Source organism: Cupriavidus sp. BIS7 (assembly GCF_000292345.1).
GTDB lineage: Bacteria > Pseudomonadota > Gammaproteobacteria > Burkholderiales > Burkholderiaceae > Cupriavidus.
Genome location: NZ_ALOU01000075.1, coordinates 29,423 through 41,672 on the forward strand (window position 1 = coordinate 29,423; position 12,250 = coordinate 41,672).

At 65.4% G+C, this 12,250-nt stretch carries 12 protein-coding genes; 2 read left to right on the plus strand and 10 right to left on the minus strand.

Annotation, left to right across the window (positions count from 1 at the left end; translation table 11 throughout):
- Positions 1 to 234 precede the first annotated feature (234 nt).
- Positions 235 to 864: a YceI family protein gene (locus tag B552_RS0123175; RefSeq protein ID WP_157160328.1), complete on the minus strand. Its 630-nt coding sequence runs from the start codon at positions 862 to 864 to the stop codon at positions 235 to 237.
- Positions 865 to 1,059: 195 nt separating this feature from the next.
- The gene (locus B552_RS0123180; RefSeq protein WP_019451447.1) at positions 1,060 to 2,940 is read right to left on the minus strand and encodes a sugar phosphate isomerase/epimerase and 4-hydroxyphenylpyruvate domain-containing protein; all 1,881 of its coding nucleotides are present in this window, start codon (positions 2,938 to 2,940) and stop codon (positions 1,060 to 1,062) included.
- A gap of 130 nt (positions 2,941 to 3,070) precedes the next feature.
- On the opposite strand from B552_RS0123180, the gene B552_RS0123185 reads away from it, so the two are divergent.
- On the plus strand, positions 3,071 to 3,838 hold the full coding sequence (locus B552_RS0123185) for an IclR family transcriptional regulator C-terminal domain-containing protein (protein ID WP_019451448.1): 768 nt from the start codon (positions 3,071 to 3,073) through the stop codon (positions 3,836 to 3,838).
- A 46-nt stretch (positions 3,839 to 3,884) separates the two neighbouring features.
- Here the strand turns inward: B552_RS0123185 and aroQ are convergent, their stop codons facing one another.
- From aroQ to B552_RS0123205, 4 genes are all read right to left on the minus strand, one after another.
- Positions 3,885 to 4,346 carry a type II 3-dehydroquinate dehydratase gene (gene aroQ, locus B552_RS0123190; RefSeq protein WP_019451449.1) on the minus strand — a complete coding sequence of 154 codons (462 nt, stop codon included), beginning with the start codon at positions 4,344 to 4,346 and terminating at the stop codon, positions 3,885 to 3,887.
- Positions 4,347 to 4,402: 56 nt separating this feature from the next.
- Positions 4,403 to 5,467 carry a porin gene (locus tag B552_RS0123195; RefSeq protein WP_019451450.1) on the minus strand — a complete coding sequence of 355 codons (1,065 nt, stop codon included), beginning with the start codon at positions 5,465 to 5,467 and terminating at the stop codon, positions 4,403 to 4,405.
- Between the two features lie 79 nt (positions 5,468 to 5,546).
- Positions 5,547 to 6,884 (minus strand): MFS transporter, encoded by a 1,338-nt coding sequence (locus tag B552_RS0123200; protein WP_019451451.1) that lies wholly within the window; start codon positions 6,882 to 6,884, stop codon positions 5,547 to 5,549.
- A gap of 99 nt (positions 6,885 to 6,983) precedes the next feature.
- The gene (locus B552_RS0123205; protein ID WP_019451452.1) at positions 6,984 to 7,817 is read right to left on the minus strand and encodes a shikimate 5-dehydrogenase; all 834 of its coding nucleotides are present in this window, start codon (positions 7,815 to 7,817) and stop codon (positions 6,984 to 6,986) included.
- A gap of 278 nt (positions 7,818 to 8,095) precedes the next feature.
- On the opposite strand from B552_RS0123205, the gene B552_RS0123210 reads away from it, so the two are divergent.
- The gene (locus B552_RS0123210; RefSeq protein WP_019451453.1) at positions 8,096 to 9,178 is read left to right on the plus strand and encodes a VOC family protein; all 1,083 of its coding nucleotides are present in this window, start codon (positions 8,096 to 8,098) and stop codon (positions 9,176 to 9,178) included.
- Between the two features lie 19 nt (positions 9,179 to 9,197).
- Here B552_RS0123210 and B552_RS0123215 read toward each other — a convergent pair whose 3' ends face one another.
- From B552_RS0123215 to dmpH, 4 genes are read right to left on the minus strand one after another with little or no spacing between them, the layout of a single operon-like run.
- Entirely contained in the window at positions 9,198 to 9,389 is a 192-nt protein-coding gene (locus tag B552_RS0123215; RefSeq protein WP_019451454.1) for a 2-hydroxymuconate tautomerase, read from the minus strand.
- Between the two features lie 39 nt (positions 9,390 to 9,428).
- Entirely contained in the window at positions 9,429 to 10,469 is a 1,041-nt protein-coding gene (gene dmpG / locus B552_RS0123220; RefSeq protein ID WP_019451455.1) for a 4-hydroxy-2-oxovalerate aldolase, read from the minus strand.
- 13 nt (positions 10,470 to 10,482) lie between these two features.
- Complete coding sequence (locus tag B552_RS0123225; RefSeq protein ID WP_019451456.1) at positions 10,483 to 11,409, minus strand: acetaldehyde dehydrogenase (acetylating); 927 nt, start codon at positions 11,407 to 11,409, stop codon at positions 10,483 to 10,485.
- Between the two features lie 38 nt (positions 11,410 to 11,447).
- Positions 11,448 to 12,239 carry a 2-oxo-3-hexenedioate decarboxylase gene (gene dmpH / locus B552_RS0123230; RefSeq protein WP_019451457.1) on the minus strand — a complete coding sequence of 264 codons (792 nt, stop codon included), beginning with the start codon at positions 12,237 to 12,239 and terminating at the stop codon, positions 11,448 to 11,450.
- Positions 12,240 to 12,250: the final 11 nt, after the last annotated feature.

Here is a 12,250-nt window from a genome sequence, read left to right on the forward strand (position 1 = left end):
CCGCCGATGCTGCCGGCGCCTGGCGCGGGCTGGACCACAGGAGCGCTTCCGGACGAGGCACCGCCGGTCATGCCTGGTCCGGTCGTGGTCTCGGGCTGGTCCCCATCGCCACCGCAGGCCGCAAGAAGTAATACGGCAAGCAGCGCCGCATGAATTCGAGTCGACATGATGTCCTCCTATGTCGCATCGATAAACAGATCCTGGTGTTACCGGCCGCTTGAACTGCCAGCCGCTTCAGGGTCCGCGTACGAACTCCACCTGGATATTCAGGTGCACGGCATCGCCCACAGTGGGGAACCATGCAGTCAGGCCAAATTCCCGTCGGCTGACCGCGCCTGCTGCGGAGAACGCAAGTGCGCCATCGGGCAGCGGACTTCCACCGGCGTCGCGCGGTGTTACGAGAAGGCTGACCGTGTGCGTGACGCCGTGGATCGTGAGGTTGCCGAACAGCCACCCGCTGCCTTCGCCGGTCCGGACAAAACCAGTGCTGACAAAGCGGATCTCCGGATAGTGGGCAACATCGAGAATGCCGCCGCCCCGGATGATCGGAGACAGGAAGCGCGGTTGCGCTTCAACGCTTGCGGCATCAATCGTCACCACAACGCGACCCGACTCAAGCCCGGCCTGCGTCCCTTCGAGTTGCGCTTCCACACGATGAAAGCGCATCCTGATCTGGGAGGTCGAGAAAGCGTCGACGTCGAACGTGACACTGGAGCGCTGCAGCACATACCGATCGGACTGCGCGACTGCCTCGGTTGACTGTGCCCGGCCAACATCGCCCGCCAGCGATGTGAATGTGACGAGTGCAAGCCCGACGATCACACGGCCGTGGGTAGCCCGGAACCAGAGTGGTGAATCGCGCACGGCGCCTCCTCGGCGGAAGAACTATGGCCCGTCTGAGTAAACGCCTGGCTGCCGCGATTTATTCCGTGCCGCACCGCCAAAGAACGCCGAAGGATCGGGTGACCGCCCCTGCCTGAAGTGTAGTCGCGGCCCAGCCCTTTCAGAGACTGCGCAGCGCAGCGCGCGCCGGTCCGTCAGCCCCTTAGCCCCGGCCGCTCAGCCGTGCTGCAACTGCGTCTGCGCGGCCATGCGCACCGCGGCGTTGGATGCACCGTAGCCGAGGTATCCGGTGCGCTGCACGAGTTCGAAGAAGAAGCGTTCGTGGAACGGCTCGGTGTAGGCGTGCAGGAATTCGCCATGGGCGTCGCGGTCGTAGAGCAGGCCCAGGCGTTGCAGCCGCGCAAGCAATGCATCGTCAAGATCGAGCCGGGCGGCCACGTCATCGTAGTAGTTGTCCGGCACATGCAGCATTGCGGCGCGGCTGCGGTCGATCGCTTCCAGCGCCCGGTCGATACGGTCCGACCGGAAGGCGATGTGATGCACGCCGGAGCCTGCATAAGCGGCAACGAAGCGCCCGGTGACGGTACGGCCGCTCTCGGACACATTGAGCGGGATGCGCACGTTCCGGCCGGGGCTGACCATGGCGCGGCTTTTCACCAGGCCATACGGATCGGCGATCTCATGCACGGCCTCCGGCTGCATGCCGAACACCGCACGGTAGAACAGCACGAAGCTGTTGAGCCGGTTCGCCGGCAGCGCCTGCGCGAGATGGTCGACGGCGGACAGCCCGGCGCCGTGGTGGACGGCTTCCGCAGTCCCGTCAGGCACGGCGTCAAGCACGAAGTCGCTCTCGTAGATGCTGCGGTCGGCATCAATGTCGTCGATCAGGTGATACAGCATGCCATCGGGCGAGCGCAATGCCGGGATCACGCGCTCGTCGGGCCCCACCGGCTCGCGCCATTCCTTGCACAGCAGCGCGCGGGCGCGCGCAATGGCGCGGTGGGCGTTGTCCACCTTCAGGCCCAGCGCGCAGACCGACGGTCCGTGAAGCTGGAAATGCTCGGCGGCGGCGCTGTCCTGTTCCGCATTCAGGATCAGGTTGATGCCGCCTTGCCGGTACAGGTCAACCGCCTTGGAGCGATGGCGGCCGGCGTGGGCGAACCCCAGCGATTCCAGCCGCTGCGCAAGCTCGCGGCCAGCCGCATCGTCGACGGCGAACTCGATGAAGTCCACGCCGCCGAGCACGGGCGGCTCGGGAAGCGCGGTGCCGCCGGCCTCCGACTCCAGCCAGATCAGCGAGCGCAGCCCGTCTTGCGCGGTTGGCCCGGCCGGCGCCGCGCGAAAGTCGTCGTTGAACACCTCCAGCGACAGCGGCCCGGTATAGCCCGCCTGCAGCACGGCGCGGGCGAATTCGGTCACCGGCAGGTCGCCCTGGCCTGGGAAGTTGCGGTAGTGGCGGCTCCACGACAACACATCCATCGACAGGCGCGGCGCATCGGCAAGCTGGACGAAGAAGATCTTCTCTGCCGGCACGGCGTCGAGGCCCGCCAACGAATCCCCCAGCGACAGCGTATGGAAGCTGTCGAGCACCAGCCCCAGCGCGGGGTGATCGGCATGCTGCACGATGTCCCATGCCTGCCGCCAGCGGCGCGTGTGGCGGCCCCAGGCAAGCGCCTCAAAACCCACGCGCAGGCCGCGCCGGGAGGCCGCCTCCGCCATGCAGCGCAGGTCCGCGGCGGCGCGCGCCGGGTCATCGATGGCCACTTCCTGCACGTTGCTGCAGACCAGCACCATCTCCGCGCCGAGTTGTTCCATCACGTCGAACTTGCGTTCGGCGCGGCCCATATTGCGTGCGAATCCGTCGCCGGGCATCGCCTCGAAGTCACGCAGCGGCTGGTAGAGCAGGATCTGCAGGCCAAGGTCGGCCGCCATGCGCCGAACGTCGGCGGGCGATCCGTCGAAATGCAGCAGGTCGTTCTCGAAGATCTCCACGCCATCGAAGCCTGCGGCCGCGGCAGCTTCAAGCTTTTCAGGCAACGTGCCGGAAAGGGAGACGGTGGCGATCGATTTCGGGAGCGGCGTGCGGTGTGCGGTCATGGCGAAAAGCAGGATGGCTGAGTTGGTCCAAGGTTATGAGCCAGCCAGCCCATCAACAACCACAATTCGCGCGTGAGCGTGCGACAATCGCTCCATTCAGATCATCATTCGCGCGAAACACGGGTTAACCATGGAAAACGAACCGCTGAACCGGCGCGACTGGATCGCCGGGCTGGAAAAAGGCCTGGCCATCCTGGAGGCCTTCGACAACGACCATCCCCGCCTCACGCCCACTCAGGCGGCGCAGTTGACAGGCCTCACGCGCACCGCCGCGCGCCGCTATCTGCTGACGCTGGAGCACCTTGGCTACACCACCAGCGACGGCACGCTGTTCAGCCTGACGCCGCGCGTGCTCAAGGTGGGTTGGTCGTATTTCGATTCGGCGCGGCTGCCGCGCACGGTGCAGCCGTTCCTGCAGCAGATCACCGCGCAGCTTGGCGAGGCGGCCTACCTGAGCGTGCTCGATGGATGGGAACTGGTGTTTATCGCCCGCACCGGCACCAGCCGCGTGATGAGCACGGGCTTTGTGCTGGGCGCGCGGGTGCCGGCGCCGCTGGGCTCGGCTGGTGTGATGATGCTGGCCTCCCGCCCCGAGGAGCAGGTGCGCGAATGGCTGAAAACCTGCGTGCTGGCGCCGTACACGCCCTACACCATCCTGCAGCACGAACGTCTGCTCGAGGAGATCCGCAAGGCCGGTGTGCAGGGCTATGCAATGCTCGAGCAGCAGTTGCAGACGGGTGTGCGCGGTATTGCGGTGCCGCTGCGCGACCGCCACGGCAAGGTGATTGCCGGGCTTTCGGTCAATATGCCGATCGGTGACGAGACACCGCAGCAGGCGCTGGACCGGGTACTGCAGGTGTTGCAGGACACCGCACTGCTGATCATGCGGGTGCTTTGAAACAGCCTCTTAGCCGCAGCAGCTACAGCACCGGCGCCGCTTTCTCTCACTGAGCCGGTGCCGTCGCGATACGCGCCAGCGCTTCCACCGCCAGCGCGTATCCCTTCACGCCCAGCCCCGCCATCACCGCCCGTGCCACTGGCGAGATCCACGAGTGATGCCGGAACGCCTCACGCGCATGCACGTTGGAGATGTGGTATTCCACCACCGGCACCGCCGCGCCCTTGATTGCGTCATGGAGCGCAATCGACGTATGCGTCAGCGCCCCTGCATTCAGCACGACGCCAACCATTTCCCCCTGCGCGCACAGTTGTCCCGCTTCGTGGATCCAGTCGATCAACTGGCCTTCATGGTTGGTCTGCCGGCATTGCGCCTTCAGGCCCAGCCGCTGCGCGGCTTCGTGGCAGATGCGCTCCACATCGGCCAGCGTTTCACTTCCATAGATGGCTGGCTCGCGGGTGCCAAGCAGGTTGAGGTTGGGCCCGTTGAGCACCAGTACTGTCTTCATCATGTCTCCTGGAAATCAGCCACGCGCTGAAAACGCGGCCGTCGACGATAGCGCCATCAGAACTTGTGCCGCACGCCGGCCATCACCCCGAGGCGCGACGCATTGCCATACGTATTCCCACTGTTTGCAAACGCCGGGGAACTGTTCAGCGCAATCCACTGCCCCTGCAGGTGCGTGTAGTCCACCTCCACGTACACGTCTGTACGCTTGCTGAAGTTGTAGTCCAGCATGCCCGCCGTGGTCAGCCGCTTGCCGCCCTGCCCCGCATGGCGCAGCCAGTCGTATTGCAGCGTGCCGATAAACACCAGCGCGTCCGTGATACTGAACCGCGTCCCCACATAACCGACGTTGTTGCGGTAGTCCGCCACATCCAGCCGGTTGTTGGTATAGCCGAGGTAATACTGCGCGCGCGCCGCCTTCCACGTGCCACCGAGGCCCCATACCGTCTGCTTGCTGGCCTGCGCCGCAGGCACCGCACCGAAGAAGGCCGAGGTCACGTTCTGCGTCTGCTGGTACACGGCGCCGATCTCCAGCGGCCCCGACGAATAGACCAGCGATCCGGCGGCAGCCGAGCCGCTCTTGATGCTGCCGGGCACCTCGCCGAACGTGTAGGCCGCCGCTGCCTGCAGACCGTTGAAGTCCTTGATGTACTTGACGGTGTTGTCGTAGCGCAGCCCGGTGTAGTTGCCGCCCTGGTAGCCGACGATGGAGTTGTTGGCAAAGGCCATGGCCTCGTAGGACGACAGTACCTCGTGCGCCAGCGTGTATTGGCGCCCCAGCGCAAGCTTGCCGTAGTTGCCGTCGAGCCCGACCACCGCGGTGCGCCCGAACAGCCGCCCGCTCTGCTGGCTGGTGCCGGTGTCGGGCGAGAAGCCCGACTCCAGCACGAACCAGGCCTTGTTGCCGCCCCCGATATCCTCGCTGCCGCGCACGCCCCAGCGGCTGCCGGTGAGTACGCCGTCGGTCATCTGCACGCGGCTGTGGCCCGCAGCGTCCTCATTGGTGCTGTAGCGAATGGTCGTATCCAGCAGCCCGTAGAGCGTGATGCCGCCCGAAGTCTGGGCGAGTGCGGGCACGCTGCCCGCACTCAGCGCGAGCAGCGCAATCAGTCGTTTTTGCATTGGAGCTTTGTCTCTGTGTTGTATTGACGACGGGGCGAACGCCCGCCGGTCAGGCGGGATCGAATGGCGTCAGGACGCGTCAGGCGTGTTCCGGCACCTTGCGCGGGGCCAGGAAGAACAGCCACGCAAGCGCGATGAAGTAGGCGCAGGGGATCATCGTGAACAGCACCGCATAGTTGTTGTGCGTCGAGGTGAGCACGTAGCCGACCAGCTGCGTCATGAACATGCCGCCAATGGCGCCGATCATCCCGCCGAAGCCGAACACCGAACTGACCACATGCTTGGGCGTGTAATCCATCACCATGCTCCAGATGTTCGCCGTCCACGCCTGGTGCGCGCCGATCGCAATCGAGATCGCGCCCACGGCCATCCACAGGCTGCTGGCGCCGGCAGCCATCACCACCGAGGTAATGCATACCGCGAAGATCAGCATCGACAGCAGACGCGCCCGCACGGCCGGCATGCCACGGCTGATCAGCCACGACGACAGCGCACCGCCGCCCACGCTGCCCAGATCCGCCGCCAGGTAGATCACGATCAGCGGAATCCCCATCTGCGTGACGCTGATGCCAAGCTGGTACTGCTGGTTCAGGAACGGCGGCAGCCAGTACAGGTAGAACCAGAACACCGGCGCGGTGATCGCGTACGCAAGGGCAAAGGCCCACGTGCCGCGCATGCGCAGGATCTGCGCGTAGCGGATGCGGTGCGGCGGCGGCTCGACGTCGCGCGTGACGTGGGCCAGTTCGGCGGCACTGACGGTCGGGTGCTGCTCGGGGTTGTGATAGCTCGCATACCAGAACACCAGCCAAACCGTGCCCAGCAATGCGATGGCGATAAAGGCCGCCTGCCAGCCCCAGGCCTGCAGGATCAGCGGCAGCATGATCGGCGTAAGCATCGCGCCGACGTTGGTGCCCGCATTGAAGATCCCTGTGGCGATTGCGCGCTCGCTCGCCGGGAACCAGATGCGCGTGGTCTTCACGCAGGCCGGATAGTTGGCCGATTCGGCCAGGCCAAGGAAGAAGCGGCAGATCATGAAGCCAACCGCCGAAGCCGCGAATGCATGTGCGCCACAGGCAATGCTCCACAGCAGCACCGCCAGAAAGAAGGCGCGCTTGACGCCGACCATGTCGATGAACCGGCCCTGCAGCGCAAAGCCGATGGCGTAGCCCACCTGGAACCAGAAGTTGATATTGGCGTAGTCCTGCGCGGTCCACGCCATGGCCTTGGCCAGCACCGGCTGCAGCACGCCAAGCGCGGCGCGGTCGATATAGTTCAGCGTGGTTGCGAAGAACACCAGCGCCAGCATGCACCATCGCACGTTGCCAAGGGCAAAGGCGGCGCGGATCTTGTCGCCGAGCGAGTTGCCAGGTGCCGAGGGCGTGGCACCGGCTGGCAGCTCCTTGTGAGTCGTGGTCATCTTGTCTGTCTCCACCGTTGAATTGGAAATGCTTGCCGGCGTGCCTTTATAGGATGGGCTTGGGCTCGGCTGTCGGCCAGGGCAACCGCCCTGCTGGCCTCAATACTGGATCTGGGCAACCGCGCGCAGCGCTTCGGGTGTGGCCGTACCGTAGCCAAAGAACTCCAGGTAGGCGGGGATCATCTCGAACAGCATGTCGGTGCCTACCTGGACCTTGCAGTTGCGCGCCAGCGCGGCTTCGAGGAACGGCGTGTATTCATGCTTCATCACTACCTCGCCAACCATGGTGCCGGCGGCAATGCGCGTAACGTCGAACGGCAGCGGATCGCCCGCATGCATGCCCAGCGGGGTGGCGTTCACCACCACGTCGAAGCCTTGCGGGTCGTTCGTGCCGGTGCTGACGCGCAGCGCCGGGTAATGCTCGGCCAGGCGGCGGGCCAGCGCGCGCGCGGCGCCCTCGCGGGCATCGAACAGCGCCAGTTCGGCCACGCCGGCTTGCGCCAGTGACGCGGCAATCGCGCTGCCCACGCCTCCGCTGCCGGAGACGATGGCGCGTGCACCTTCCAGCCGGCAGCCCTTGCGCACGATGCCGCGCACAAAGCCGGCGCCGTCGAACTGGTCGCCCACCAGCGTACCGTCATCGCGCCGCAGCACGGCGTTGCACGCACCGGCAATGCGGGCGGCCGGCGTCAGTTCGTCCACCAGTTCCAGCGTTGCGACCTTGTGCGGCATGGTCACGAGCGCGCCGCGGATATTGGTCATGCGGAACAGCGAACGGAACACTTCGGCAAAGTCGTCGGGCTTGACGCCCATCGGCACCACCACCGCATTGATGCCTTGCTGCGCGAACCAGGGGTTGTAAATCATCGGCGCCTTGAACGACTCCGTGGGATAGCCAAGGTGCGGAATGAGTGTGGTCTTGCCGTTGATCATGGTGCGGATACGTTCGTGGCGCGGGCCTTGCGGCCGGCCGGGGTGCGTTTCGATGACCGGAGATTAGTGTCCGAAAGCACGCCCGCCAAGAGGCCCTCAGGCCATATTGCGCGATCAGTGAACGCATATGCGCGATCAAGGCGCGCAGTTGGGGTTTCTACGAGGTGCGGCGGCCCACCATCCGGACTCGGTCCGGAGAGGCCCCGTTGCTATGATCCGATCGACGCCGCTTTTGGTCCGGCACCGCCCCCTTCGCCACCCCAACAGGAGCAACGACAATGAGCGCCGCAGACGTATCTTCCCCGCGCGCCGACGATCTCGATGCGTGGGACAACCCGCTCGGTATCCAGGGCTACGAGTTCATCGAATTTGCTTCGCCCGACCCGGCTGCGCTCGGTCGCACGCTTGAGCGCTTCGGTTTCGCGGCCATTGCCGGCCATCGCCACAAAGCCGTGAAGCTCTACCGGCAGGGCGAGATGAATTTCATCGTCGATGCCGAGCCAGATTCGTTCGCAACGCGTTATGCCAGCGAGTACGGTCTGTCGATCTCCGCGATTGGCATCCGCGTGAACGACGCCGCAGCCGCCTTTGCCAGCGCGCTGGAAGCCGGGGCGTGGCCGTTCGAGGGTGGCACGGTGGGGCCGATGGAGCTCAATATCCCCGCGATCCAGGGAATCGGCCAGTCGATCATCTACTTCATCGACCGCTGGCGCGGCAAGGAAGGCCGGCCCGGCGACGTGGGCGATATCTCGATCTACGATGTCGATTTCCGCCCGCTGCCGCAGCCCGTTGATACGCCCGATGCGGGGCTTCTGCGCGTCGACCACCTGACCCAGGCGGTTGAACCCGGCCATCTGGAGGAATGGCTGGAGTTCTACCGCAAGGTGCTTGGTTTCCGTGAAATCGTGGTCGCCAGCGAGGCCCACGCGCTGGTGTCGCCGTGCGGGCGTATTCGCATCCCGTTGTATGAGAAGGGCACGCCGCGCCACGACCAGATGCGCCACTACCTGTCGGACCACCATGGCGAAGGCATCCAGCATATTGCGCTGGCCAGCGCCGACATACTTGCCAGCGCCGCGGCACTGGAACGCAATGGCGTGCAGTTCGTGCAGCCCCCGGCGGCCTACTACGACGCCATCGAAGCGCGCCTGCCGGGCCATGGCCTGGACCTGGCAGCGCTGCAGCGCTACGGCATCCTCGCCGACGGCGCCGTGCGTGAAGATGGCCCGCCCGCGCGCTTCCTGCAGGCGTTCGTCAAGCGCGAGGCGGGCGAGTTCTTCTTCGAGATCGTCCAGCGCGACGCCTATCAGGGCTTTGGCGAGGGCAACCTGCCGGTGCTGGAAGCGCTATCGGGGAACTGACGCGAAGCCGCGGCGGCGGCTAGCGCCCAAGGTCCTTCGCCGATTCACCGGCAATACCCCAGTTCTCCTTCGGCACATCCTGAATCCAGACGCGGACGTTCTCCTTTGGCGCTCCCGTCGCCTCCACCAGCGCAGCCGTGACTTTCTGTATCACGGCGCGCTTCTGCTCCACGGTACGGCCTTCGATCATGTAAATCTGCGCAAACGGCATGGTTCTTCTCCAACAATCCCACGGGTAATCAGACTGCGCTCACGCGACTTGCCGGAGCCCGCGCTCGCGGGCCATCGTGAGCGCCGTATCCTCGATCATGTCTTCCTGGCCGCCCACCATGCCGCGCCGGCCGAGTTCGACCAACAGGTCGCGCGCAGGCACGCCGTACTTTTCGCCAGCGCGCTTGGCAAACAGCAGGAAGCTGCCGTACACGCCCGCGTAGCCCAGCGTCAACGCATCGCGGTCGATCCGGATGGGGAAGTCCATGATCGGCACCACGAGGTCTTCGGCAACGTCCTGGATCTTCCACACGTCCACGCCGGTATGGATGCCCATGCGGTCGCAGACCGCCACCAGCACTTCCATCGGCGTGTTGCCGGCCCCTGCCCCCAACCCGGCGGCGGCGGCATCGATGCGCGTCGCGCCACATTCGATCGCGGCCAGCGAATTGGCGATGCCCATAGCCATGTTGTGGTGCCCGTGGAATCCAAGTTCGGTCTCCGGCCGCAGCGCATCGCGCACCACGCGCAGCCGCGCCTTGACATCATCGGGCAGCATGTAGCCGGCCGAATCGGTGACGTAGATGCAGTTGGCGCCATAGCTCTCCATCAGCCTGGCCTGCCGGGCAAGGCCCTCCGGGCTATTCATGTGCGCCATCATCAGGAAGCCCACGGTGTCCATGTCGAGCTTGCGCGCGTGGCTGATGTGCTGCTCCGAGACATCGGCCTCCGTGCAGTGCGTGGCCACGCGGATGGTGTGCACGCCAAGCTCGCGCGCCATCTTCAGGTGATCCACGGTGCCGATACCGGGCAACAGCAGCGCCGAGACCTTGGCCTGCTTCATCAGCGGGATCACGGCGCCCAGGTATTCCTCGTCGCTATGCGCAGGAAAGCCGTAATTGAGCGATGAGCCGCCCAGCCCGTCGCCATGGGTAACCTCGATCAGCGGCACGCCCGCGGCGTCCAGGCCCTGCGCGATGGTGGTCATCTGTTCAAGCGTCATCAGGTGGCGCTTCGGGTGCATGCCGTCGCGCAACGTCATGTCGTGGACGGTGATGCTCTTGCCTTTCAGCGTAGTCATGTCGTGCGTCTCCTCAGGCTGCCACGGCGGCAGGAGTGGCTTGCAGGGTCAGTTCGCCCTTCAGTATTTCCTCGGCGAACATCTCGGCGGTGCGCGCGGCGGCGGCCGTCATGATGTCCAGATTGCCGGCGTATTTCGGCAGGTAGTCGCCAAGGCCCTCCACTTCCAGGAAGACGCTCACGCGATTGCCGTCGAACACCGGGCCATTGACGAGCTTGTAGCCCGGCACGTACTTCTTCACTTCCCCGATCATGGCGTGGATCGAGGCGGTGATTGCCTCGCGGTCCGGCTCGGTTTCCGTCAGGCAATGCACGGTATCGCGCATGATCAGCGGCGGCTCCGCCGGATTGATGATGATGATGGCCTTGCCCTTGGCGGCGCCGCCCACGCGTTCCACCGCCCCTGCCGTGGTGCGTGTGAATTCGTCGATGTTCTTGCGCGTGCCCGGCCCAACTGACCGGCTGGACACCGTGGCCACGATCTCGCCATAGGCAACCGGCTGCACGCGGCTCACGGCGGCCACCATCGGAATCGTGGCCTGGCCGCCGCAAGTGACCATGTTGACGTTCATCTCGGCGCGCCCGAGATGCTCGCGCAGGTTGACTGGCGGCACGCAGTACGGGCCGATGGCGGCAGGCGTCAGGTCGATCATCAGCACCCCGAGCGCGTTCAGCTTGCGCGAGTTGTCGGCGTGGACATAGGCGCTGGTCGCGTCGAAGGCGATCTGCACGCCGTCGGCAAGCACATGCGGCAGCAGGCCGTCCACGCCGTCGGACGTCGTCTTGATGCCCATCTCGCGGGCGCGCTTGAGGCCGTCCGATTCCGGGTCGATGCCGACCATCCACACCGGCTCGAGCACCGGGCTGCGCTGCAGCTTGGCGAGCAGATCGGTACCGATATTGCCGGGACCGATCAGGGCACATTTGATTTTGCGGGTCATTGAAGTGGTCTCCACTGGTTTGTTCTGGCGATCGGCGCTCATTCCACGAAGCGCATCGACACGTTGCCCAGGTCCTGAAAGCGGACGCACACGCTATCGCCCGCCGCAACGGCAATCGCCTCTGTCACGCCGCCGGTCATGATGAAAGTGCCGGCCGGGATTTCCTGTCCGCGCGCGCCGAGGTGGTTCGCCATCATCGCCACGGCCGCAGCCGGATGGCCCAGCACTGCCGCGCCGGCTGCCATGGCAACGGCGCGGCCATTCTTCTCCAGCACGACGCCGAGCGTGCGCAGGTCGAGATCTTCCGGGCTACGCGCACGTCCACCCACCACGAAGCGAGCCGCCGAGGTGTTGTCGGCAATAACGCTCTTCAGGTCGAACTTGAAGTCGCGGTAGCGGCTGTCGATGATTTCCACCGCCGGCACGACGAAGTCGATGGCCGCCAGCACGCTGCCCACGTGGCAGCCCGGGCCCCGCAGCGGTGCCTTGGTGACGATGCAGATCTCGGCCTCCACTTTCGGGTGGATCAACTCCGACATGCGGATCTCGCCGCCGTCAGGCCGCGCCATGTCTTCGCTGACAAAGCCGAACACCGGCGTCTCCACCCCCATCTGCTTCATCTTGGCGAACGATGTGAGCCCGGCTTTCAGCCCCACCGTCCTGAGGCCGCGCGACTCCTTGCGCCGGCGGATCTCGTCCTGGATGTCATAGGCATCGGACCAGTCGAGGTCAGGGTATTCGTCGGTGATCTTCGTGATGTCGCGCACGGCAAGCTGCGCGCCCTCGACATGCGCGGCAAGCGCTTCGATGGTTTCCCGGTTCAGTGTCATGGTCTGGTTTC

Coding starts and splice junctions, on each gene's coding strand:
- B552_RS0123185 (WP_019451448.1), top strand. CDS start 3,071: ATGGAAAACGAACCGCTGAACCGGCGCGACTGGATCGCCGGGCTGGAA.
- B552_RS0123180 (WP_019451447.1), bottom strand. CDS start 2,940: ATGACCGCACACCGCACGCCGCTCCCGAAATCGATCGCCACCGTCTCC.
- dmpH (WP_019451457.1), bottom strand. CDS start 12,239: ATGACACTGAACCGGGAAACCATCGAAGCGCTTGCCGCGCATGTCGAG.
- B552_RS0123215 (WP_019451454.1), bottom strand. CDS start 9,389: ATGCCGTTTGCGCAGATTTACATGATCGAAGGCCGTACCGTGGAGCAG.
- B552_RS0123225 (WP_019451456.1), bottom strand. CDS start 11,409: ATGACCCGCAAAATCAAATGTGCCCTGATCGGTCCCGGCAATATCGGT.
- aroQ (WP_019451449.1), bottom strand. CDS start 4,346: ATGAAGACAGTACTGGTGCTCAACGGGCCCAACCTCAACCTGCTTGGC.
- B552_RS0123210 (WP_019451453.1), top strand. CDS start 8,096: ATGAGCGCCGCAGACGTATCTTCCCCGCGCGCCGACGATCTCGATGCG.
- dmpG (WP_019451455.1), bottom strand. CDS start 10,469: ATGACTACGCTGAAAGGCAAGAGCATCACCGTCCACGACATGACGTTG.
- B552_RS0123195 (WP_019451450.1), bottom strand. CDS start 5,467: ATGCAAAAACGACTGATTGCGCTGCTCGCGCTGAGTGCGGGCAGCGTG.
- B552_RS0123205 (WP_019451452.1), bottom strand. CDS start 7,817: ATGATCAACGGCAAGACCACACTCATTCCGCACCTTGGCTATCCCACG.
- B552_RS0123200 (WP_019451451.1), bottom strand. CDS start 6,884: ATGACCACGACTCACAAGGAGCTGCCAGCCGGTGCCACGCCCTCGGCA.